Source organism: Streptomyces sp. NRRL S-340 (genome assembly GCF_000720185.1).
Lineage (GTDB): Bacteria > Actinomycetota > Actinomycetes > Streptomycetales > Streptomycetaceae > Streptomyces.
Map to the genome: position 1 here is coordinate 1 of NZ_JOIY01000013.1, position 23,014 is coordinate 23,014.

The window sequence follows — 23,014 nt, forward strand, 5'->3', positions numbered from 1 at the left end:
CTCCCCGCCTCCCGCCTCTCCGTCTCCGTCTCTCCCCCGCCGTCCAGCCTCCCCGCCTCCCCGCCTCCCCACGGCCCGCGTGGTCGGAGCGGGCCGGTGGTGCGACGCTGGGGGGACAGGTGTCCGAGGAGGGGCCGAGTCGACCGGGGAGCGCCGATGGGACGGGACGTCCCGGCAATGGTCTTCACCCGCGAGGACCGCCGCCGGTACCGGATCAAGATGCAGGACTGTCTCGACGCGTTCGCGCAGATGCTGCGGGAGTCGCGGTTCGAGTCCGAGCGTCCCCAGGTGGGGCTGGAGATCGAGCTGAATCTCGTCGACGACCGGGCCGAGCCGACGATGCGCAACGTCGACGTGCTGGAGGCGATCGCGGATCCGGCGTGGTCCACCGAGCTGGGCCGGTTCAACCTCGAGACCAACATCCCGCCCCGGGCGCTGACGGCGGGCGGCCCCGACGCCTGGGAGACCGAGATCCGGGCCGCGCTGAACCACGCGGACCGGCGCGCCAGGTCGGTCGGCGCGCATCTGATCATGATCGGCATCCTTCCCACCCTGCGGCAGGAGGACGTGGGCCAGGCGGCACTGTCGGAGAACCCGCGCTACCGGCTGCTCAACGACCAGGTCTTCGCGGCCCGGGGCGAGGACCTGCACATCGAGGTGGACGGCGTCGACCGGTTGCGCACCTACGCGGACACGATCACTCCCGAGGCCGCCTGCACCAGCACGCAGTTCCATCTCCAGGTGTCCCCGGAGGAGTTCGCCGGTTACTGGAACGCGGCGCAGGCGGTCGCGGGGGTCCAGGTGGCGCTGGCGGCCAACTCGCCGTTCCTGTTCGGCAGGGAGCTGTGGCACGAGACACGGATCCCGCTGTTCGAGCAGGCCACCGACACCCGGCCGCAGGAGATCAAGGTGCAGGGGGTACGGCCGCGGGTCTGGTTCGGCGAGCGGTGGATCAACAGCGTCTTCGACCTCTTCGAGGAGAACGTGCGCTACTTCCCGGCCCTGCTGCCGCTGTGCGACGAGCAGGATCCCGCCGAGACGCTGGACCGCGGCGACATCCCCGAACTGGCCGAGCTGACCCTGCACAACGGCACCATCTACCGCTGGAACCGCCCGGTCTACGCCGTCGCCCAGGACAAGCCGCACCTGCGGGTGGAGAACCGTGTGCTGCCCGCGGGCCCGACCGTCGCCGACACCCTCGCCAACGGGGCGTTCTACTACGGGATCACCCGGGCTCTGGTGGAGGAGGACCGGCCGGTCTGGTCGCGGATGTCCTTCTCGGCCGCGCAGGAGAACCTCCACACGGCCGCGCGGCACGGCATCGAGAGCCGGCTGTACTGGCCGGGCACCGGCGAGGTCCCCGTGCCCGAACTGGTTTTGCGCCGGCTGCTGCCGATGGCGCACAAGGGACTGGAACTCTCCGGGATGGACGAGGCCTGGCGCGAGCCGCTGCTCGGCATCATCGAGCAGCGGTGTGTCACCGGCCGCAACGGCGCGGTCTGGCAGAAGGAGATGTTCCACCACCTCGACGCCGCCGGCCGCGCCGGCCGCCACGAGTCGCTGCGCCGGATGACGCAGCTGTACATCGACTACATGCACCTCAACGCGCCGGTGCACACCTGGCCGGTGGACTGACCCGGGCCACGCCCCGCCCCCCACCGGCAGCGGCGGCCCGCCCGGCACGGACGGCGGCCCGGCAAGCGCGGACGGCCACAGCGGCCGGCCCGGCAAGGACGGCGGCCCGCCCGGCGACAGCGGTTACGTCCGGTACCGGCAGCGGGCCCCCGCCCGGCACCGGCAGGGCTCGCCCGCCCCGCACCGGCCCGGCCGCTCCGACGGGCCCCGGTCACTCGGCGCGATCGTCGCCGCCCCGTTTCATTGAACGATTCAATTCCTGGTCAATTTCCCTTTGCTGGAAGCCTTGACGCTCCACTTAGCCAGACCTACCGTCTCCCGCGACGAAGTTAAACGATTCAATCCTCTCTCCCACTCGGGCGGCGGAACCTGTCCGCCCGAGTCCTCGCCGATCCTTCGAAGGGAGCACGGAACGTTGCCTGCACAGCGCGTCCCGTCCGGTCCGTCCCGCCGTCAGGTGGTGCGCACGGCCTCGGCCGCGGCGGCCGTCACCGCCCTTCCCTCCCCCACCACCCACGCCGTGCCCGCACCCCCGCCCGGGACGGCCGCCGCCCCCGCGACCGCGGCGTCCGCGGCGCGGACCGCGCCCGCCCGCCCCGCGCACGCACCGGTCCTCGCCCCTTTCGGCCTGTCCGAAGTGCGCCTGCTGGAGAGCCCGTTCCTGGCCAACATGCGCCGCACCTGTGCGTACCTGCTCTTCCTCGACACCGACCGGCTCCTGCACACCTTCCGGCGCACCGTCGAGCTGCCCTCGGCCGCCGAGCCCTGCGGCGGCTGGGAGGCCCCCGACGTGCAACTGCGCGGGCACACCACCGGTCACCTGCTCAGCGCGCTGGCCCAGGCGCACGCCGGTACCGGGGACGACGCGTACGCCCGCAAGGGCCGCGCCCTGGTCTCGGCCCTCGCCGAGTGCCAGCGGGCCGCGCCCGCCGCCGGTCACCACCGCGGTTACCTGTCCGCCTTCCCCGAGTCCGTCTTCGACCAGTTGGAGGCCGGCGGCAGGCCCTGGGCGCCCTACTACACGCTGCACAAGATCATGGCGGGGCTGCTCGACCAGTACCGCCTCAGCGGGAACCGGGAGGCGCTGACGGTCCTGCTGGAGAAGGCGGCCTGGGTGGACGCGCGGACCGCGCCGCTGTCCCGGGAGCACATGCAGACGGTGCTGAAGGTCGAGTTCGGCGGCATGAACGACGTACTGACCCGGCTCCACCAGGAGACCGGCGACCCCGCCCATCTGCGCACGGCCCGGCGGTTCGACCACGAGGACCTCTACGCGCCGCTGGCCGCCGGACGCGACGAACTCGCCGGCCGGCACGCCAACACCGAGATCGCCAAGGTGGTCGGTGCCGTGCCGGCCTACGAGGCGACCGGTGACGCGCGGTACCTGACCGTCGCCGACACCTTCTGGACGGCCGTCGCACGCCACCACTCGTACACCGTCGGCGGCAACTCCGACCGGGAACTCTTCGGCCCGCCCGGCGAGATCGCCGGCCGGCTGTCCGAGGTGACCTGCGAGAACTGCAACAGCTACAACATGCTGAAGCTGGGCCGGCAGCTCTTCCTGCACCGCCCGGAGCGCGCCGAGTACATGGACCACTACGAGCTGACCCTGGTCAACCAGATGCTCGGCGAGCAGGACCCCGACTCCGCGCACGGGTTCGTCACGTACTACACGGGGCTGTGGGCGGGATCCGAGCGGCAGCCCAAGGGCGGCCTCGGCGCAGCGCCGGGAAGTTACAGCGGCGACTACGACAACTTCTCGTGCGACCACGGCACGGGGCTCGAGACGCACACCAAGTTCGCCGACAGCATCTACTTCCGCACCCGCGATCCCCGCACCCGGCCCGCGCTCTACGTCAACCTGTTCATTCCTTCCGAAGTCCGCTGGGAACAGCAAGGACTGACGCTTCGTCAGGACGCTGTGGAACCGGCGGGCGACCGGACCCGGCTGACCGTCACGCAAGGCAGGGCGCGCCTCGCGCTGAAGATCCGCGTGCCGTCCTGGGTGGCCGACACCGGCCGGGCCGCCGTGCTCAAGGTCAACCGCCGCGAGGTGCGCACGCGCCTGCGGCCGGGCACCTATGTCTCGGTGGAACGCCTGTGGCGTGCCGGTGACACCGTGGAGCTGGCCCTGCCGCGCACACCGGTCTGGCGGCCCGCCCCCGACAATCCGCAGGTGGCCTCGTTGTCCCTCGGCCCGCTCGTGCTGGCCGGCGAGTACGGGGACACACCGCTCGCCACGATTCCCACCGTCCTGCCGTCGACCCTGCGCGCCGTTCCCGGCAGCTCCACCCGGTTCACCGCCACCGCCGGGGGCCGCACGGTCGCCCTGCGGCCGTTCCACGAGGTGCAGCACCAGCGTTACAACGTCTACTGGGCCGTCAGTCCGCGCCCGTCCCGCGCACGGGACGCAGCCCGCTTCCCGCTGGCGGAGGGCAGCGGTGCCTCGGCCGCCGACGCCACCCGTTCCTTCCCCGACGCCACGCTGAGCGGCGGTGCCGCCTGGCTGCGCGAGGACGGCGTGACCTCGGTGTCGCTGGACGGCAAGGACGGTCATCTCGCGCTGCCCGCAGGGCTGTTGAGCGGCCTGGAGGAACTGACGGTCGGTGTGCGGGTGCGGCTCGACAGCCTCGCGGCCTCCGCCCGCGTCTTCGACCTCGGCTTCCACAAGGAGACGTACCTGTTCCTCGCCGCGGCCACCGGCGCCGGACGCGCCCGTGCCGCGCTGAAGATCGCCGGCATGGACGGCGAGGACGTCGTCGACGCCGCCGGACCGCTGCCCGTCGGCCGCTGGACCCATGTGGCCCTGACCCTGGGGCGCGGCACCGGGGTCCTCTACGTGGACGGCACCGAGGCCGGGCGCAACACCGCCATGGTGTCCGGACCGCTGCTGCTCGGCGCCACCACGCGCAACTACCTGGGCCGCTCGCAGAACAGCACCCACCCGTACCTGCACGGAGCGGTGCGTGACTTCCGCCTGCACAACCGCGCGCTGAGCGCGACGGAGGTGGCCCGGCAGGCCGCCGGCTAAGAGTTGCGAACAAAAGGGGAGTCCGGTCAGCTCGCGGCGTCCGGTGCGTGCGATCGCAAGGCGCCGGAAGGTCCTTGCAGCGGAGCTACCAGGGCCTTCCGGCAACGCCGCGAGCGTGCGTGCCGGGCGTCACGAGCCGGGCGCCCCTTTTGTTCGCAACTCCAAGCCGGCGCACATTCCCCCGCCCCGGCCTCCTCCGCGCACCTCCTTCCCTCTCCCGCTTACGCACGTGCTGCGCCGCACCTCGCAGAAGGGCCTCGCATGTCCGCTCCGCTCCCCCAAAACCCCCTGTCCAGAAGGACGTTCGTCGTGGCGGCCGGTGCCACCGGGACCGTCCTCGCGACGGGCCTGCCCGCCCCCGCCTCCGCCGCTCCCGACGGCGCGGCGCCCGAGCGCACCGCCGCCGCGGCCCGGTACACCGAGCACGGCTTCGCCGACCCCGCCAGGGACAGCCGGCCCACCGTCTACTGGTACTGGAACGGCCCGGTCACCCCCGATCTGGTGGACCGCCAGCTCGCCGACCTGCGGGACAAGGGCATGTACGAGGTCGTGCTCTTCTCCTTCGACAACGCCGAGATGGAACCCGCGTTCTTCACCGAGGGCTGGTTCGACATCGTCGGGCACGTGCTGCGCACCGCGGAACGCACGGGCATGCGGGTGTGGCTGTTCAACGACGACCACTTCCCGAGCGGCCGGGCGGGCGAGTACATCGTCAAGGGCGGCACGGTGGGCTCACGCACCTACGAGCCCCGGCCCGACCTGCGGCTGAAGGCGCTGTGGCGGTCCACCGCCGTGGTCGAGGGCCCCGCCGTGCTCGATCTGCGCCGCAGCACCGGTGTGGGGGTGGAGGCGGGCCGGCTCGTCGCCGACGCCGGGGTGCTGGACGGCGCCGCCGTGCTGCGCGGCGGTGACGGCTGGACGGACTGCACCGTCACCGGCAGCGCGAAGGCCGACCGCACCGCCGCCGCACTCGTCGTCCGGGCCTCCGCGGACGGCCTCGACGGGTACGCGGTCGGCTTCGACCAGAGCGGCGTCGTCACCGTGCTGCGCCTGGCCCGCGGCGCCGAACCGGTGGAGCTGCTGCGCAGCACCCGTACCGACGGCTTCAACAGGACCAAGTTCCACACGGTGGCCGTCACCGTCCGCGGTGCCACCCTGTCGGTCACCCTGGACGGCCGCGACAAGGGCACCGTCACCGACGACCGGTACGCCTCGGGCGGTGCGGGGGTGCGCGCGGCCGGCGGCGAGCGCGGCCTGTGGGACAGCCTGACCGTCACGGCGGCCGACGGCACCACCCTCTACACGTCGTCCTTCGACTCCCCGGACGCGGCGGGCGACTTCCCCGAGCGGGCCGGCCTCGCCGCGCCCGCCTCGGCCGCCGCGGCCCGGCCCGCCGGTTCCGCCGACGCCGCCGACGTCGTCGACCTGACGGCCCGGCTCACGGACGGCGGCACGTGGCAGGTCCCGGCGGGCCGCTGGCAGGTCGACCTGTTCGGCGGTGTGCCGCTCGTCGACGACACGCAAGGCTACAGCCGCAGTTACGCCGACCTCCTCGACGACGAGCCGGTGGAGCTGTTCCTGGACATCGTCCCCGGCGAGTACCACCGCCGCTTCGGGCGCTACTTCGGCACGGTGATCCCGGGCTTCTGGGACGACGAGCCGTTCTTCGCCTCCGCCGAGGCGCACTTCAAGCGCCTGCCGTGGTCGCCCGCCCTGGACCGGGCGCTGCGCGAGACCGGGGTCACCCCGGGAGTGGCGTACGCCGCCGCCTTCGACGACCTGGGGCGGCGCGGCCGGATCGCCCGGGGGCACTACTGGCAGGCCGTGTCCAACCGGTTCGCCCGCTACTTCCGGCGCCAGGCCCGCTGGTGCGAGGAGCGCGGCGTCGCCCTGATCACCAATCCGCTGTACGACGAGACGGCACCGGCCAAGCGGATCCCCTCCACCGGCGACCTGCACAAGGTCAACCAGTGGGCGCACGTGCCCGGCGGCGACATCATCACCGCCGAGTACGTCGCCGGACAGCAGACGATGATCCCCCGCAACCCGGTGTCGGCCGCGCACCAGCAGGGCCGGGAGCGGGCCCTGATGGAGATGTTCGGCAACATGGGCTGGCAGGTGACGCCCTCGTTCGTGCACGCGGCCGTCGGCGCGCAGGCCGCCCGTGGCGTCAACCTCGCGGTGCTGCACGCCCTGTGGACCGACGAGACCCGGGTGTACTTCCCGCCGCCGTTCGGCCCGAGGGCGCCGTGGTGGTGGGCGATGCGGCCGCTGGCGGAGTGGATCGGCCGGGTCATGGAGATGGGCCGCGGCACCTCCGGGGCGCGTACCGCCCTGCTCCAGCCGCAGCGGGCCGCCGAGCAGTGGACCGGCACCGACCGGCAGGGCGAGGCCGACGGCGCCCTCTCCGGCGCCGCCTACGCCCTGGAACGCGCGCAGGTCGACTTCGACCTCCTGCACGAGGGCGCGCTCGCCGGTGACGAGGAGCTGCTGAGCCAGGGCCGGGTGCGGGGCGGGCGGCTGGCCGTGGGGGCCGCCCGGTACGACGTGGTGGTGCTGCCGGTGACCCCGACGCTCGACGTGGCGTGCGTGCGCACGCTCGGCGCGTTCGTGCGCGCGGGAGGCACCGTCGTCGCGGTCGGTGAGCTGTCCGCCGACGACGCGGACGGCAACGACCGTTCCCTCGCCCGTGAGCTGACCGGCCTCTTCGGTGACGCGGTGCCGGGCTGCCGCCGGCCGGGCGGCGGGCGCGCGGTGCGGGTGGCGGACGTCTCGGGGCTGCGGGCCGCCGTGCACGAGGCGGGCGTCGCCGCCGCCGTGCTCGAACCCGCCTGCGACGCGGTACGCGTGCTGCGCGTGACCCGCGGCACGGACACGGCGTTCCTGCTGAACAACGAGAGCGGCACCGCCGTCGAGACCACCGCCGCGCTCCCCGTGACCGGCGTTCCCGAGCTGTGGGACCCGCGCACGGGTGAGACCGGCCCCGCACCGGTGTACCGCACTTCGCAGCGGGGCGTGCGCCTGCCGCTCTCCCTGGCCCCTTACGAGACCCGGATCGTCGTGGTCCGCCCTGCGGGATCGCCCGTACCCCGCCTGACGGGTTCGCCGCTGCCCGTCGTCGCCGTGCGGCGGGCGGGCCGTGCCCTGCGGGTCACGGTGGAGGCCGCGGCACCCGGCGTCCACCGCCTCACCGGCACCGACGGGACGCACACCTACGCGGGGACGGTCCGGGTGGACGACCCGCTCGCTCCGCTTCCCGTCACGGACGAGTGGACGCTGGCCCTGGAGCGGGAGGGCGCCGGCCCGGTCACCGGGCCGCTGGGCAGCTGGACGGCGTACGACCCGCTCTTCTCCGGCAGCGGCACCTACACCACCACCGTCGACGTCGCCCGGCAGCTCCTGGACGGACGGCGTGTCCTGCTCGACCTCGGTGACGTACGTGACGTGGCGTCCGTGAGCGTCAACGGCACCGCGCTGGAACCGCTGCTGTGGGCGCCGTTCGCCGCCGACGTCACCGACCGGCTCGTGCCGGGCCGCAACCGGCTGGCGGTCCGCGTCGCCAACACCCTGTCCAACGAGCGGAACAAACCGCTGCCGTCGGGCCTGCTCGGCCCGGTCACGCTCCGCTTCCGCCGTCGCGTCACCACCGACCTCACCCGTGTCTGACGTACCGCCGTACCCGGTCCGGTCCCCGTACACCTGCCCGCACGTCCGAAGGAGCGCCATGCTCAGACGCCGCCCCCGCGCGAGCCGCCGCCGGGCCCTCGCCCTGCCCGCCGCCCTCACCGCGTTCGCCACCGTGCTGACCGGCGCCGCGCAGGCCACGGCCGAACCCGGCCCGCCCGTCACGCCGGCCGCCCTGCGCACCCAGCACCTCGGCCAGGCGCTCGGCATCGACGACACCACGCCCGACCTCAGCTGGCGGCTCACCGCACGGGCCGCGAACGCGCTGCAGGGCGCCTACCGCGTCCAGGCCGCCACGTCGCAGCAGCGCCTGAACTCGGGCCGGCCCGACCTGTGGGACTCGGGCAAGGTGGTCTCGTCCGTGCCGGAGACGACGTACGACGGCCGCGCCCTCGGCTCCCGCACCCGCGTGTACTGGCGCGTCAGGCTCTGGTCGCGGGGCGGGCGCCACGCCTCCGGGTGGAGTGTTCCGGCGGTGTTCGAGACCGGTCTGACCCGGGCGTCGGACTGGGGTGCCCAGTGGATCACGCACCCCGACTGGCAGCTGAGCCGACGCGAGATCGAGCCCGTCGTCGTCAAGGTGCCCCGCACCACGTCCCGTTACGTCCGTCTGGACGTGACCCGGCTGGGCCTGCCCCTCGCGGAGGCGTTCCCCGCCCGCGCCTGGCGGCTGCAACTGGGTGAGATCGACGTCCGCGACTCCGTGACCTCGGCGACGGGCCTGGCCCGGGGCGCGGCGGTGACCGCGTCGGAGAGCAACACGGTCCGCAAGACCTGGGAGCCCGCGCTGGCCGTCGACGGGCTGGCGAACAGCGCCCTGCAGACCGCGGCCGGATACTCCAGCGCCGCCCACACCTCCGCCGATGTCTCCGACCGACCCGTCACCCTCACCCTCGACCTGAAGACGGCCAAGGCCTTCGACCAGGTCGCCCTCTACCCGCGGGCCGACGTCCTCACCGACGACGGCCGCGTCCCGAACTTCCCCACGGAGTACGCGCTGTCCGCCGCGGACACCGCCGACGGACCCTTCACCGCCCTGACCCGGGTGAGCGGCCGGCAGCCGCCGAGGCCGTACCTGCCCTCCGGACTTCCCCTGCTCGCCCGCGACTTCACGCTGCCGCGCGCGGTGCGCAGCGCCCGCCTCTACATCGCCGGGCTCGGTGTCCACGACGCCACGCTGAACGGGAAGCCCGTGGGCGACGCCGTGCTCGAACCGGCCAACACCGACTACACGCGGCGCGTCCAGTACGCCACCTACGACGTCACCGGCCGGCTGCGCGCCGGCGCCAACACCCTCGGTGTGGCGCTCGGCAACGGCATGGCCGATGTGGTCAGCACCGCCGACCGCTACCGCAAGCTGTACGGCCGCATCAGCGACCCCGAGCTCATCGCCCGGCTGGAGGTGACGCTCGCCGACGGCAGCGTCCGCACCGTCACCAGCGGCGACGACTGGCGCACGGCGCTGGGTCCGACCACCTCGTCCAACTGGTACGGCGGCGAGGACCACGACGCGCGCCGCGAGATCGCGCACTGGGACCGGCCGGACGGCGACCGCTCGGGGTGGCGGCGGGCCGTCACCGCGGCCGCGCCCGGCACCGCGCGGGACCCGGCCGTGCTCAGCGCCCGGGAGACCGAGCCGATCCGGGTGGTGGAGACACTCACCGGCAAGGAGGTCGCCGGCGCCGCCGGCAGCCGCGTCTTCGACGTGGGCCGCAACATCGCCGGCTGGCCCGAGATCACCGTCGCCGCTCCCACCGGGACGGAGATACGTGTCTACCCGGCCGAGAGCCTGAAGGACGGCCACGCCTTCCAGTCCGTCAGCAACGTGGGCGCACCCCTGTGGGACAGCTACACCACCGGCTCCGCCCGCACGGCCACCTGGCACCCGGAGTTCGGCTACCACGGCTTCCGCTACCTGGAACTCAAGGGTGTGCCCGCGGGTGCGAAGGTCACCGTACGCGGCATGGTGCTGCGCACCGACAACGCCTCCGCCGGTGAGGTCACCACCTCCGACCCGCTGATCGACTCGATCCACTCGCTGATCCGCCGGTCGATCGAGGGCAACATGATGAGCGTCCTGACCGACTGCCCCAGCCGGGAGAAGCTCGGCTGGCTGGAGCAGGACCAGCTGGTGTTCCCGGCGCTCGCGGGCAACTTCGACATGCAGGCCCAGCTCCGCAAGATCGTGCGGGACATGGCCGACGCGCAGACCGAGGACGGGCTGATCCCGAGCACCGTTCCCGAGTACACCAGCCTGCCCGGCGCCTACCGCAACGACGCCAACTGGGGCGGCGCCTTCGTGCTGGTGCCCTGGCAGCTGTACACGACCTACGGCGACCGGGACACGCTGCGCACCTACTACCCGCGGATGAAGCGGTACGCGGCCTTCCTGGAGGGCCAGGTCTCCGACGGCGTCCTGGACTACGGTCTGGGCGACTGGTTCACACCCGACCGCACCTTCCCGCGCGCGGTGGCCGGCACCTACGGCTACTGGCGGGTCGCGGACACGCTCGCCCGGATCGCCGCACTGCTCGGCGACACGGCGTCGGCCGACGCGTACCGGGCCAAGGCCGACGCGAGCGTCCGGGCCCTGTCGGAGAAGTACTACTCGACGGCGACGGGCACGTTCGGCGGCGGCGGCCAGGGCGCCGAGGCCCTCGCCCTGGACATGGGCGCCTATCCGGCGGGTGAACGGGACCGTCTCCTCGGTCACTTCACGGCGTCCGTCGAGGCCGCCGGCGATCATCTGCTGCTCGGTGAGATCTCCCTGCCGGCCGCGTTGCGCGTGCTGTCGGCGGCGGGCCGCGACGACGTCGTCCACCGGATCGCCACGCGGACCACGAGTCCGGGTTACGGCTACCAGGTCCTGGCCGGAAACACGACGCTCGGCGAGTCCTGGGACGGCGGTCCCGGCCAGTCGCAGAACCACTTCATGCTCGGCGCGATCGACTCCTGGTTCACCACCCGTGTCGCGGGCATCGACCAGACCGCCCGCTCGGTGGGCTACTCCGAACTCCTGGTGGACCCCGCCGTCGAGGGCGGCATGACCTCGGCGACGGGTTCGTACCGCACTCCGTACGGTCTCGCACGCACCGCCTGGCAGCGCGACGGCGACCGGTTCCGCCTGAGCGTGGACGTCCCGGCCGGCAGCACCGCCGAGATCCACGTCCCCTCCGCCGCCGGGCGGCAGGCCGACGCCCCGGCGGGCGCCCGGCCGCCGCGCCCGGCCGCCGGGGAGGCGGTGTACCACGTGGGGTCGGGGCACTGGGAGTTCCGGACGGTGATGCCGGCCGGCTGACCGGCCCGCCCCACCGCCCGCCTCACCCGTCCTCTTCCCGAAGGCTCGCCCGGTTCGCCCGGTCCACCTCGGCCATGTGTTCCTCGGCCCAGGTCCGGACCGCGGCGAGCACGCTCTCCAGGGAGAGTCCGAGCGGTGTGAGCCGGTAGTGCACGGCGGGCGGGACGGACGGCTCGACCCGGCGTACGGCCAGACCGTCGCGCGTCAGGTTCCGCAGGGTGACCGACAGCATCTTGTGCGAGACACCCGGCATCCGGCGCTGCAGCTCACTGAAGCGCACCTCGCCGGGGTGCTCCCGCGCCAGCACCTTGACGGCCATCGACGTCCACTTCGTCCCGATGCGGTCGAGCAGCCCGCGCGTCGGGCACTGCGGGTCGAACAGGTCACCGCGCCCCGGGGCGGGGGCGGGGACGTCCGTGACCTGGGAAGTCACCTGGAACTCACCACCTGATGCAGAAGTGCGGTCTTGGCCGGTCCAGATTAGTTTCCTACGGTTTCCTTGTCACCATCGGTTACTCAAGGGAGCGCACATGGGCACGACGGACACGACGGGACCGGCCGACGCCACGGGCGCCGCGGTCGACGTCGAACTGCGCCGGGTCACGGTGGGCGGCGTCGGGCTGAACGTGGCGCTGGCCGGCCGGGGCCCGGCCGTCCTGCTGCTGCACGGCTTCCCGCACACCTGGCGGCTGTGGACCGACGTCCTCGGGCCGCTGGCCGTCCGCCACCGCGTGATCGCCCCCGACCTGCGCGGATTCGGGGACAGCGACCGTCCGGCGGACGGATACGACGCGGGCACCCTGGCGACCGACGCCGAGGGTCTGCTGGCGGCCCTCGGTGTGACCTCCGCCGCGGTGGTCGGCATCGACGCCGGCACTCCCCCCGCCTTCCTGCTCGCCATGCGGCGGCCCGGCCTCGTGCGGCGGGTGGTGCTGATGGAGTCGCTGCTGGGCAGCCTGCCCGGCGCCGGGGACTTCCTGGCCGGCGGGCCGCCCTGGTGGTTCGGTTTCCACCGCGAACCGGGCCTCGCGGAGTCCGTTCTGGCCGGGAACGAGGCGTCGTACGTGGACTGGTTCCTCGATCGCGGCACCCTCGGGCGCGGCGTGCGGCAGGAGGTGCGCGACGCGATCGTCGCCGCGTACGCCCGTCCGGGGGCGCTGCGCGGGGCGCTGGGCCCCTACCGGGCGCTGCCGGACAGCGACCGGCAGATCCGCGCGGCCGTGGCCGCCGGCCGGCTGGCGGTCCCCGCCCTCACCATCGGCGCCGACCCGGTGGGCCGCGCGCTCGAACAGCAGCTTCGGCCCCATGCCGACCGGCTGACCGGGCACGTCCTGGAGGACTGCGGCCACCTCATCCCGCTCGACCGCCCCTCGGCCCTGCTGGACCTGCTGCTGCCGTTCCTCGCGCCCGCCTGACCGTCCGGTCCCGGCCGCCGAGCCCGTCACCGCGCCGGCCGCCGCGCCCGTCACCGCGCCGGCCGCCGAGCCGCTCGTCAGCGCGTGCCGGCCTCCCCGGCCGGCGACGGCGTGCTCCGCTTCTCGAACCAGTGGTGTGCGCAGTACCTGTCCGATCTGTCCCGCGTCCGTTCTCTGACACTGGTCAGAGGACGCGGACGCGGGGCCAGTGCGGTGTGCCGGTCGTCACTCGCCCGGGGCGAGGGTGCGTGCGACGAGGCCGGCCGCCTCGGCGACGAGGGCGTTGTCCACGGCGGCGTCCTTCGCCGGCTTCGAGGTGAGCACCGCCAGCACGACGGGGGTCCCGCGGGTCGTCCAGGCGACCCCGATGTCGTTGGCGGAGGCGTAGTCCCCGGTGCCCGTCTTGTCGCCGACGACCCAGCCCTTCGGCAGACCCCTGCGGAAGCGTTCGGCGCTGGTGGTGTTGCCCTTCAGCCAGGTGACGAGCTGCTCGCGGTCGCCGCCCGTCAGCGCCCGCCCCAGGGTCACCCGCTCCAGGCTGGTGGCGATCGCCTCGGGCGTGGTCGTGTCCCGCGGATCGCCCGGTACGGCGGTGTTCAGGTCGGGCTCCCAGCGGTCGAGGCGGCCGACCCGGTCGCCGAGGGACCGGAAGAAGCGGGTGAGGCCCGCCGGTCCGCCCAGCTCGCGCAGCAGCAGGTTGCCCGCCGTGTTGTCGCTGTACTGGATCGCCGCCGCGCACAGCTCGCCCACGGTCATGCCGCTGTCGACGTGGTCCTTGGTGATCGGGGAATTGTCCAGGACGTCCGCCGGGGGGTAGTGCACGACCTTGTCGAGCGGCGCGCAGCGGTCGTGGTCGCGCAGGACGGCCGCGGCGGCGAACGCCTTGAACGTCGAGCACATCGCGAACCGCTCCCCCGCCCGGTGGGAGAGCGTCTGTCCGGTGCGTGCGTTGCGGGCGTACAGGCCGAGCCGGGCGGCGTACCGCTCCTCCAGCGCGCGCAGTTCGTCCACGGCCGCGCGCGCTCCGCTCGCGAGGGGCGCACCGGTCGCGGCCGGTGCGGCCGTCGCCCGTGCGGCCGTCACGGCGGGGGCGAGCACGGCGGTGGAGAGGGCGAGGCCGGCCTTGAACAGGCCGCGCCGCCGCAGAGGGCTGTCACTCGTCATGCGAGGGGTCTCCCGTCGTCCGTTCACTGTCGCGTCGTTGTGCCGCCGGCCGTCCGGGCCGCCGACGGGGAACAGCGAAACAGCAGGAGACCTCTCATGTCCAAGAGTGAACATTGAAGATCACATAACTTATTGCTATGAAAGCGGCATGGACCTGCTCGCTCACCTGGAGGCCTACGTCGCGACCGTCGACGAGGCGAGCTTCTCCCGCGCCGCCGACCGGCTCGGGATCGCCCAGCCCCTCCTCAGCCGCCGCGTCAAGACGCTCGAGGAACACTTCGGCGGCCTCCTGTTCGACCGCTCGCGCCGCCAGGTGACGACCACCGAGTTCGGCGTACTGCTGCTGCCGTACGCGCAGGACGTGCTCGACCGGGCCGAACGGCTGCGGCAGGTCGCCCGGTCGGCCCGGCGTTCGGCGGTGCGTGTCGTCGCGGTGCCCCCGGACTGCGGCCCGGCGGCGCTGGCCCGCGTGATCCGCGCGGGCGCCGAGCACGGCGTCACGCTCGGTGTACGGGAACTGGGCCCCGAGCCGCGGGAGGCCGGCCTGGCCGACGGGTCCCTGGCCTACGCACTGGTGCGCGTCCCGCCGGAGGACGCCCCGCTGCGAGTGCCGCTCGGTGTGGGTTCCGCGCCCGCGGCGGACTCGCCGCGGGGCGCCCCGCCCGGTCCCCGTCCCCGTGCGGTCCACCTGGAGGACCTGCGGCCCCGGCGGAGCCGGGACGCGGCGGGCGGTCGGCCGACGGCGCTCGCCCTGCTCACCACGGCGGAGGACCAGGTGCCCTTCGCGGCGGACCGGCTCGCCCGGGCCGTCGCGCGCGCGGGGCTGCCCGAGGGCCTGCTGCGCCCGGCCGGACCGGTGGCGACCGCGCTCGCCGAGACCCTGGCCGGACGGGTGCGGCTGCTGTGCACCGAACCGTTCGCGCGGCGGCACGGGGTCGCCTGGGCGCCGCTGCACGACACGTCCCTGCACCGCGGCTACGCCCCCCGGGCGAGCCACCGGCAGCCGGGGACGGGCGGTGTGCCCCGTTGGCTGGTGTCCCTGCTGGCCGCCGGGGTCGGTGCCGGGACGGCGCCGCCCCCGGCGGGCCCGCCCCCGGGGGCGGACGAGGACGCGGCGGCACGGCTGGCGGCCCGCGGATGAGCGCCGGCCCGCCGCATCCGCCCGAGCACCGGCCGCGCCGGCCCGCGCACCTCGTCGGTGAGGGCGCGCTCCTCGACGTCGCCGAGGCGATCGCCGCGGACTGGGCGGCCATCGGTGTGCGCGGCTCGTTCCTGGCCCGCGACATCGACACCGGTGAGCAGCTCGGGTTCGACGCCGACGTGCCGCTGCCGCTCGCCTCGGTCGTCAAAGTGCCGCTCGCCCTGGTGGTGCTGGACCGGATCGCGGCCGGCGACCTCGACGCCGGGCTCGGGGTGACGCTCGACCCGGCCACCAGCAGTGTCGGGCCCACCGGGCTGGCGGCGTTCCGGCACCCGGCCACCGTGGCCGTCGGCGACCTGCTGCACATGATGCTCACGGTCAGCGACAACGCCGCCGCGGACGCGCTCTTCGGTCTGGTCCCGGCGGCCGAGGCCGACGCCCGCCTGCGTTCCTGGGGCTGCGGGGACCTGCGGGTGCGCCACCGCATGAACCGCATGTACGAGTGCGCCGCCGGGGCCGCGGGGAGGGACTTCTCCCTCGCACTGGAGCTGGCCGTGCGCGACGACCGCTCGGGGCGGCACACCATCGAGACACTGGATCCGGCCCGCGCCAACGCCGGTAGCGCCGCCGCGCTCGTGGAACTGCTGCAACGGGTCTGGCGGGACGAGATCTCCCGGCCTTCCGCCACCGCGGAGCTGCGCCGGCTGATGGGGGCGCAGGTCTTCACGCACCGGCTGGCGAGCGAGCTTCGCGCCGACGCCCTCCGGGTGAGCGGCAAGACCGGCACGTTCCTGCACCTGCGGCACGAGATCGGAGTGGTGGAGGCCGACTCCGGCCACCGGGTGGCGATCGCCGCCCTCACCCGCTCCGACCGCAGGGCCGGCCAGGCACCGGACATCGACCTCGCGATCGGGACCGGCGCGCGCGACGCGTTCGAGGCCCTGCGGCGCTGACCCCGGGGGCGGGCGCCGGCCATGGTCAGCGTTGACCAAAGGCTCGCTTTGAGGTTCTCAAAGTTCAAGTGTTAACGTTCCTGTCATGAAGACAGCAGCCGCGCACCGCGCCGACGCCTCCACAGGCGTCCGCCGCGCCGTCACGGGCGTACGGCTCGTGGCGCGCCTGCACGTCGATCTCTGCCGCTGCATGTCCGCGGCTTGTCGCGCCTGATCGCGAACTCCCCGGTGCGGCGGCGCCGTTGACACTTCTTCACGGTCGCTGCTTCCTGTACGTACGTCCCGCTCGTCCCGCCCCCACGCGTTCCTACTGGAGTGTGTCCGTGTCCGCGAACACCGCTGATCCGAAGCCCGCGAAGTCCGGCTTCCGGATACCCGTCCCCTTCTGGGCCCAGGTCCTGATCGGCCTCGTCGTCGGCCTGGTCCTCGGTTTCGTCGCCCGCACCTACGACGTGTCCTGGCTCGCCACCACCCTCGACAAGGTGGGCGGCATCTTCGTCCAGCTGCTGAAGCTGGCGGTGGCACCGCTGGTCTTCTTCGCGATCATGGTGTCGATCACCAACCTGCGGAAGGTCAACAACGCGGCCCGCCTGGCCGGCCGCACCCTGCTCTGGTTCATGATCACCTCGCTGATCGCGGTGGTGATCGGCCTGGTGATCGGCCTGGTCTCCAACCCCGGTTCCGGCTCGGACCTGACCGCGGCCGACGGCGCCAAGCCGGAGCACGCCGGAAGCTGGCTCGACTTCCTGACGGGCATCGTCCCGACCGACGTCGTGACGCCGTTCACGGAGCTGAACGTGCTGCAGATCGTCTTCATGGCGGTCGTCGCCGGTGTCGCGATCCTCAAGATCGGCCCGAAGGCCCAGCCGATCCTGACCCTGTCCGAGTCCATCCTGGAGCTGCTGCAGAAGGCCCTGTGGTGGGTGATCCTGCTCGCCCCGATCGGCTCCGCGGGCCTGATCGGCCGTGCCATCGTGCAGTACGGCTGGAACCTGCTGGGCAACTACGCCACGTTCACCGTGGACATCTACGTCGGCTGCGCCCTGGTGCTGTTCGGTGTGTACCCGCTGCTGCTCGCCACCGTCGGCAAGCTGAACCCGCTGCAGTTCTTCAAGGGGGCCTGGCCGGCCATCCAGCTGGCGTTCGTCTCCCGCTCCTCGGTCGGCACCATGCCGGTCACCCAGCAGTCGGCGATCCGCCTCGGCGTCCCCAAGGACTACGCCTCCTTCGCCGTGCCGTTCGGCGCGACGACCAAGATGGACGGCTGCGCGGCGATCTACCCGGCGATCTCCGCGATCTTCGTGGCGCAGATCTTCCACGTGCACATGGGCGTCAAGGAGTACCTGCTCATCGCGTTCGTCTCGGTGATCGGCTCGGCGGCCACCGCCGGTCTGACCGGAGCGACGGTCATGCTGACGCTCACCCTGTCCACCCTCGGCCTGCCGATGGAGGGCGTGGGTCTGCTGCTCGCGATCGACCCGATCCTGGACATGATGCGCACCGCCACCAACGTGGCGGGCCAGGCCCTCATCCCGGTCATCGTCGCCGCCCGCGAGAAGATCCTCGACCACGCGAAGTACGACAGCGCGTCGGCCTCCCCGGTCGACGAGGTGGAGAGCGTGTACAGCGAGCCGAAGCAGGCCGCACCGGTGGCCGGCTGACGGCCGCCCCGCCGCCCCGCCCGGGCGTACGTCCCCTCGGCCCCGCCGGATCCATTCCGGCGGGGCCGAGGGTTTTTTGCGGACGGCGACGAGGGTTCCGCGGACGGCGATGTCCCGCGCCCGGAGCCCGGCCCGGCGGGCGGGCCTACCGCCGTCCCGCCCCGCGGCCCGACGGGCGGGCCTACCGCCGTCCCGCCCCGCGGCCCGGCGGGCGGGCCTACCGCCGTCCCGCCCCGCGGCCCGGCGGGACGGCCTGCCGGGTCCGGCTCCGGGGGCAGGCGGACAGGGCTACCGGGGTTCCGCCGCGGCCTCCCGTCCCCAGGGCTCCATGCCGCCGACGAGCCCGCGCAGACAGCGCGTGGCCAGGCCCACGGGTGAGTCGGGGCCCTGCGTCCCGGCGTCGGTGGCCGCCCAGGTCTCCAGCGCGATCCGGATCGCGTCGGTGGCCGCGGCCGCCGCCAGCCGCACCTCCAGCGGCTGTGCCCGCGGCCCCGCGAGCCGGGCCAGCACGGGGACGAGCCGCTCCTCCGACTCCTGGTTCACGCGGTACCAGACAGCCCGCAGCGCGGGATCGTCCGCCGCCGCGCGCAGCAGCCCCCGGGTGCGCAGCAGCGCCCGCTCGGCTTCCTCGTCGGGCGTGGCGAGCGCCTGCCCGACCGCGTCCTCCAGCGCCCGCTGGAGCGGTGTTCCGGGTTCGGCCGCCTCCAGCAGGGCCCGCCAGCGGTCGGCGCCGTCGGCGAGCAGCGGGCTCACGGCGTCCTGCTTGGAGCGGAAGTACCGGTAGAAGGTGCGCAGCGCGACCCCCGCGCGCAGGGCGATCTCCTCGGCCGTGGTGCCGTCGGGGCCACGCGTGGCGAAGAGTTCCGCCGCGGCGTGGGCGATGTCGAGCTGGGTGGCGGCCTTGCGGCGTTCGGTCAGGGTCACGGACGGCTTGGTGCTCACCCGCAGAAGCCTACGCCCCACCGCCGCGGGCCGACACGTCAGGACGAGGTGGCAAAACGTGCCACTCGGGCGTACCGTGTCGGCATCGGGAGCGCCGGCGGGCAAGAGGGCCGGCGCCGCAAGGTCCCGCCGGTGACCGGCGGGACCGGGTTGGAGACACACATGAACCGCTATGAAGGCCGCCGCGCGCTGATCACCGGCGGCGGCTCGGGCATCGGCCAGGCCACCGTGCTGCGCGTCCTCGCGGAGGGCGGCACCGTCGTGGCCGCCGACGTCAGCGAGCGGGGCCTGCTGGACACCGCCGCGAAGGCGGGCACCGACGCGGACCGGCTCACCACGGCCGTCGTCGACATCGCGGACGAGGCGTCGGTGCGCGACGGCGTCGCCACGGCCCTCGCCGCGCTCGGGGGTCTGGACGTACTGGTCAACGCGGCCGGGATCCTGCGCTCCTCGCACACCCACGAGACGAGCCTGGAGGCCTTCACCCGCGTCCTGCAGGTCAACCTCGTCGGCACCTTCCTGGTGATCCGCGAGTGCATACCGGCCCTGCTGGAGGGCCGGGACGCGGCGGTCGTCAACTTCAGCTCGACCTCGGCGGTGTTCGCCCACCCCTACATGGCCGCGTACGCGGCGAGCAAGGGCGGCATCCAGTCGATGACGCACGCGCTGGCCGCCGAGTACGCGGGGCGCGGCATCCGGTTCACGGCCGTGCAGCCCGGCTCCATCTCCTCCGGCATGACCGACGGCAGCGGCGCCAGCGGGCAGAGCGCGGGCCCGGGGCTGCCCGAGGACGCCGACATGAGCCTCTTCGTGAAGCTGGAACCGGCCCTCGGCGAGGGCTTCGCCGGCCCGGAGACGGTGGCGTCCGTGGTCGCGATGCTCGCCTGCGAGGACGGACGGTTCATCACCGGCACCGAGGTCCGCGTCGACGGCGGCACCCACTACTGACAGGCCGCCGGCCGCCCGCGCGGGCGCGTGCCCGCGCGGGCCGCATCTAGAGGAGCACGACATGAACGACCTCACCGGAAAGACCGTCGTCGTCACCGGCGGAGCCCGCGGCCTGGGCGCCGAGGCGGCCCGGCAGGCGGTGGCCGCCGGAGCCGACGTGGTGATCACCGACGTCCTGGAGAGCGAGGGCGAGGCCACCGCCGCCGGCCTCGGCCCGCACGCCCGCTTCCTGCGCCACGACGTCACCTGCGAACAGGACTGGCGACAGGTCGCCGACTTCGCCGTCGCGGAGTTCGGCGGCCTGCACGGACTCGTCAACAACGCCGGCGTCTCGACCGGGCAGCTGCTGCAGTCCGAGTCGGTCGAGCACTTCCGCAGGGTGCTCGACATCAACCTCACGGGTGTCTTCATCGGCATGCGGACCGTGATCCCCGCGATGAAGGAGTGCGGCGGCGGTTCCATCGTCAACGTCTCGTCGGCGGCAGGGCTGACGGGGCTCGCCCTGACCGCCGGGTACGGCGCCTCGAAGTGGGGCGTGCGGGGGCTGACGAAGATCGGTGCGGTGGAACTGGGCACGGCCCGGATCCGGGTGAACTCGGTGCACCCGGGCATGACCTGCACGCCGATGACCGCCTCCGCCGGCATCGAGCAGGGCGAGGGCAGGTACCCGAACACGCCCATGGGCCGGGTCGGTGAACCGCACGAGATCGCGGGCGCCGTCGTGTACCTGCTTTCCGACGCCGCCTCGTACGTCACGGGCGCCGAGCTGGCGGTGGACGGCGGCTGGACCGCCGGGCCGACGGTGAAGTACGTCATGGGTCGGTGAGGCAGGGCGGACGCGCGTCGGAGAGCACGTCCGGCACGGGTGGGTGAGCACGTCCTCCACAGGTGAGTGAGCACGTCCTCCACGGATGGGCGAGCAGGCGCGGAACGGGGCCGCGACGGACCGTCAGGAAGCGTCGGCACGCAAGGGCGGACGGACGTACGGCCGGACCGTAGGGTGAACCGTCACTTGTGTCCGCTCCGAGGGGAACTGATGGTGCGCAGTACAAGGATGGTCCGCTACGCCGCCGCGTGCGCGTCGGCTCTGCTGCTCTGTGCCGGACTCGCCCCGGCGGCCTTCGCCGGCGGCGATCCGGCCGGCCCCGACCCCGCCGCGGCCCGGCTCGACGCCTACTGGACCCCGGCCAGAATGGCCGCCGCCCTGCCCGGCGACCCCGCCAAGGGCACCGAGTCCGCTCCGGCCGCCGTCGCCGCATCAGCGGCGGTGGACGGGCCCCGGCCCGGCGAGTACATCCCGCCCAGCAGGAGTTTCACCGGCATACCGCAGGCCGGCACCTTCTTCTGGACCGACGCCACCGGCACCGGCCGCACCTGCAGCGGCTCGGTGGTGCGCAGCCCCGGCCGGTCGCTGGTGCTCAGCGCCGGGCACTGCCTGAAGAGTTACGCCGGCGCGTCCGCGAAGCGGCACCTGGGCTTCGTGCCGCAGTACCACGACGGGCTCAAGCCCTTCGGGATCTTCCCGGTCCGCGCCGACGGGGTCTACGTGCCGCAGCGGTACTACGACCTGGGCGCGCACGCCGGGGCCGAGTACGACGTCGCCCTCGCCGTCACGGAGCCCGACGAGAACGGGACGCTGCTGCAGGACGCGGTCGGCGCGGTGCGGCTGCTCACCGGGACCGGCTACCTCCACGCGCCCGTGCGGATGATCGGCTACCCGGCGGGGGCCGCCGAGCCGCTGGAGTGCTGGAGCTGGACGACGGCGTGGGCCAGTGACGACCCGGCCGAACCGGGCACGTTCCCGCGGATCGCCTGCGACGCGTTCGTCGGCGGGACGAGCGGCGGGCCGATGCTGGTGCCGTGGCCCGGCGGCTGGGCGGTGATCGGGGTGATCGGCGGCTACCACACCGGCGGCAACACCTCGCAGGTGTCCTACAGCGCCTACTTCGGCACCGCCGTCCGCGCGCTGTACGAGGCCGCGGTCACCGGCGAGCCGCCGGCCGGCCCGGCTTCCTGACACACGGCCGCCCTGCCCGGCGGGCCGTCTGCCTGCCGGGCGGGGCAGACGGCCTCCCGGCTCCGGGCAGGGCACCGGCGGCCTCCCGGAAGGGGCCAAGGCAGCGCTTCACCGCAGGGGCAGGGGCGCAGCCGTGATGCCGTGCCGGTGCCCGCAGGCGCCGGTCTCCCAGGCCGCGACGGCGGTCGCGGCGAGTGCCCGCGGAACACCGCGCCCCGGGCCGGGGTGCCGGCGCGGGGCGGACGACACGGAGTGCGGCAGGCGGCCGCGGCGACGGACAGGACCTCGAAGGCCCACGGCCCGCACGGGCGCGGAGGGACAAGGACCAACGGCAGACCATCACAAGGCCCTTGCCTCACAAGGCTGCTCGGCGGAGAGCCAGCGGGCCGGCCCGCGCTCCGCGCGTCAGACGCCGGGGGCGCCGCGACGGGCCGCGTCGACCAGGGCGTGCAGACAGTCCATGAACAGCCGGTGTGTTCCGGCCGCGTCCTCGTTCTGCAGGATGGTGGCGAAGTACTGGCTCAGCGCGGCGCCGACGGCGGCTCCGACGACTGCGTTCACCGGATGGTCGCCGGGCAGTCCGGTGGCGGCGGCCAGGGCGGGCCCGGTGATGCGGACGGCCTCGGTGATCTGGCTGCTGCCGTGGGCCCGCAGGGCCGGGTTGGCCTCGTACATCGCGGTGAGCAGCGCCACGACCTCCGGGTCCAGGGCGTCGGCCTCGCCCCTGAGCCAGGTGTCGACGACATCGAGGAACCCGGAGTCGGGCCGGTCCCTGAAGACGGCGGTGAGCCGGGCCGCGATCTCGTCGGGCACGGACAGGGCGATGTCGTGCTTGGAGGGGAAGTACAGGGAGACCGTGCGGGGCGCGACGTCGGCCGCCTCGGCGATGTCGGCGATGGTCGTCCCCTCGTAGCCCTGCTCGGCGAACAGGCGCATTCCCGCACGCCTGATGGCCTCCCGGCGTCTGGCCTTGCTGCGCTCCCGGTGGGACGCCCTCGTCTCGCCCGTCATGGCCGTAGCGTAGTCGGAGCGGCGAGCCGGACGGCCGGAGCGGGACCTCCGGCGGCCGCACGGGCGGCAGCGGGTGCACGAGCCGCAAGGCCGGCAGCGGGTGCACGAGCCGCA

The 23,014-nt window shown here is 73.9% G+C and carries 16 protein-coding genes; 12 read left to right on the forward strand and 4 right to left on the reverse strand.

The window, feature by feature from the left end; all coding sequences use genetic code 11:
- Positions 1-156 precede the first annotated feature (156 nt).
- From IG64_RS12335 to IG64_RS12350, 4 genes are all read left to right on the forward strand, one after another.
- On the forward strand, positions 157-1,635 hold the full coding sequence (locus tag IG64_RS12335) for a glutamate-cysteine ligase family protein (RefSeq protein WP_037855046.1): 1,479 nt from the start codon (positions 157-159) through the stop codon (positions 1,633-1,635).
- A gap of 415 nt (positions 1,636-2,050) precedes the next feature.
- A complete protein-coding gene (locus tag IG64_RS12340; RefSeq protein ID WP_037855047.1) occupies positions 2,051-4,666 on the forward strand; it encodes a beta-L-arabinofuranosidase domain-containing protein in 2,616 nt (871 codons plus the stop codon).
- Between the two features lie 309 nt (positions 4,667-4,975).
- Positions 4,976-8,332, forward strand: coding sequence for a glycosylhydrolase-like jelly roll fold domain-containing protein (locus IG64_RS42825; RefSeq protein WP_267883402.1), 3,357 nt, complete (start codon positions 4,976-4,978; stop codon positions 8,330-8,332).
- Between the two features lie 58 nt (positions 8,333-8,390).
- Entirely contained in the window at positions 8,391-11,648 is a 3,258-nt protein-coding gene (locus tag IG64_RS12350) for a family 78 glycoside hydrolase catalytic domain (RefSeq protein ID WP_037855049.1), read from the forward strand.
- Between the two features lie 22 nt (positions 11,649-11,670).
- Here the strand turns inward: IG64_RS12350 and IG64_RS12355 are convergent, their stop codons facing one another.
- Positions 11,671-12,081 carry a winged helix-turn-helix transcriptional regulator gene (locus tag IG64_RS12355; RefSeq protein WP_037855050.1) on the reverse strand — a complete coding sequence of 137 codons (411 nt, stop codon included), beginning with the start codon at positions 12,079-12,081 and terminating at the stop codon, positions 11,671-11,673.
- Between the two features lie 97 nt (positions 12,082-12,178).
- On the opposite strand from IG64_RS12355, the gene IG64_RS12360 reads away from it, so the two are divergent.
- A complete protein-coding gene (locus tag IG64_RS12360) occupies positions 12,179-13,063 on the forward strand; it encodes an alpha/beta fold hydrolase (protein WP_037855051.1) in 885 nt (294 codons plus the stop codon).
- A 225-nt stretch (positions 13,064-13,288) separates the two neighbouring features.
- On the opposite strand, the gene bla is transcribed toward IG64_RS12360, so the two are convergent.
- Positions 13,289-14,227 (reverse strand): class A beta-lactamase, encoded by a 939-nt coding sequence (gene bla, locus IG64_RS12365; protein WP_037855052.1) that lies wholly within the window; start codon positions 14,225-14,227, stop codon positions 13,289-13,291.
- 148 nt (positions 14,228-14,375) lie between these two features.
- Between bla and IG64_RS12370 the strand changes: the two genes are divergently transcribed.
- The 4 genes from IG64_RS12370 (at position 14,376) to IG64_RS12380 (ending at position 17,982) form a co-directional block, all read left to right on the forward strand.
- Positions 14,376-15,368, forward strand: a complete 993-nt coding sequence (locus IG64_RS12370) for a LysR family transcriptional regulator (protein ID WP_037855053.1) — start codon at positions 14,376-14,378, stop codon at positions 15,366-15,368.
- On the forward strand, positions 15,365-16,321 hold the full coding sequence (locus IG64_RS12375) for a serine hydrolase (RefSeq protein ID WP_037855054.1): 957 nt from the start codon (positions 15,365-15,367) through the stop codon (positions 16,319-16,321). Before IG64_RS12370 ends, IG64_RS12375 begins: the two co-directional genes overlap by 4 nt.
- Before the next feature lie 85 nt (positions 16,322-16,406).
- Positions 16,407-16,535 carry a hypothetical protein gene (locus IG64_RS42830; RefSeq protein ID WP_267883403.1) on the forward strand — a complete coding sequence of 43 codons (129 nt, stop codon included), beginning with the start codon at positions 16,407-16,409 and terminating at the stop codon, positions 16,533-16,535.
- Positions 16,536-16,644: 109 nt separating this feature from the next.
- The gene (locus IG64_RS12380; RefSeq protein WP_037855055.1) at positions 16,645-17,982 is read left to right on the forward strand and encodes a dicarboxylate/amino acid:cation symporter; all 1,338 of its coding nucleotides are present in this window, start codon (positions 16,645-16,647) and stop codon (positions 17,980-17,982) included.
- A gap of 288 nt (positions 17,983-18,270) precedes the next feature.
- Here the strand turns inward: IG64_RS12380 and IG64_RS12385 are convergent, their stop codons facing one another.
- Positions 18,271-18,924, reverse strand: a complete 654-nt coding sequence (locus IG64_RS12385; RefSeq protein WP_037855056.1) for a TetR/AcrR family transcriptional regulator — start codon at positions 18,922-18,924, stop codon at positions 18,271-18,273.
- A 162-nt stretch (positions 18,925-19,086) separates the two neighbouring features.
- On the opposite strand from IG64_RS12385, the gene IG64_RS12390 reads away from it, so the two are divergent.
- From IG64_RS12390 to IG64_RS12400, 3 genes are all read left to right on the forward strand, one after another.
- Positions 19,087-19,872: an SDR family NAD(P)-dependent oxidoreductase gene (locus tag IG64_RS12390; protein WP_037855057.1), complete on the forward strand. Its 786-nt coding sequence runs from the start codon at positions 19,087-19,089 to the stop codon at positions 19,870-19,872.
- A 61-nt stretch (positions 19,873-19,933) separates the two neighbouring features.
- Complete coding sequence (locus IG64_RS12395; protein WP_037855058.1) at positions 19,934-20,698, forward strand: glucose 1-dehydrogenase; 765 nt, start codon at positions 19,934-19,936, stop codon at positions 20,696-20,698.
- A 210-nt stretch (positions 20,699-20,908) separates the two neighbouring features.
- Positions 20,909-21,889: a trypsin-like serine peptidase gene (locus tag IG64_RS12400; protein WP_037855059.1), complete on the forward strand. Its 981-nt coding sequence runs from the start codon at positions 20,909-20,911 to the stop codon at positions 21,887-21,889.
- 405 nt (positions 21,890-22,294) lie between these two features.
- Here the strand turns inward: IG64_RS12400 and IG64_RS12405 are convergent, their stop codons facing one another.
- Entirely contained in the window at positions 22,295-22,900 is a 606-nt protein-coding gene (locus IG64_RS12405) for a TetR/AcrR family transcriptional regulator (protein ID WP_037855060.1), read from the reverse strand.
- Positions 22,901-23,014 lie beyond the last annotated feature (114 nt).

Coding starts and splice junctions, on each gene's coding strand:
- IG64_RS12400 (WP_037855059.1), top strand. CDS start 20,909: ATGGTGCGCAGTACAAGGATGGTCCGCTACGCCGCCGCGTGCGCGTCG.
- IG64_RS12360 (WP_037855051.1), top strand. CDS start 12,179: ATGGGCACGACGGACACGACGGGACCGGCCGACGCCACGGGCGCCGCG.
- IG64_RS12370 (WP_037855053.1), top strand. CDS start 14,376: ATGGACCTGCTCGCTCACCTGGAGGCCTACGTCGCGACCGTCGACGAG.
- IG64_RS12335 (WP_037855046.1), top strand. CDS start 157: ATGGGACGGGACGTCCCGGCAATGGTCTTCACCCGCGAGGACCGCCGC.
- IG64_RS42830 (WP_267883403.1), top strand. CDS start 16,407: ATGAAGACAGCAGCCGCGCACCGCGCCGACGCCTCCACAGGCGTCCGC.
- IG64_RS12395 (WP_037855058.1), top strand. CDS start 19,934: ATGAACGACCTCACCGGAAAGACCGTCGTCGTCACCGGCGGAGCCCGC.
- bla (WP_037855052.1), bottom strand. CDS start 14,227: ATGACGAGTGACAGCCCTCTGCGGCGGCGCGGCCTGTTCAAGGCCGGC.
- IG64_RS12405 (WP_037855060.1), bottom strand. CDS start 22,900: ATGACGGGCGAGACGAGGGCGTCCCACCGGGAGCGCAGCAAGGCCAGA.
- IG64_RS12390 (WP_037855057.1), top strand. CDS start 19,087: ATGAACCGCTATGAAGGCCGCCGCGCGCTGATCACCGGCGGCGGCTCG.
- IG64_RS12350 (WP_037855049.1), top strand. CDS start 8,391: ATGCTCAGACGCCGCCCCCGCGCGAGCCGCCGCCGGGCCCTCGCCCTG.
- IG64_RS12375 (WP_037855054.1), top strand. CDS start 15,365: ATGAGCGCCGGCCCGCCGCATCCGCCCGAGCACCGGCCGCGCCGGCCC.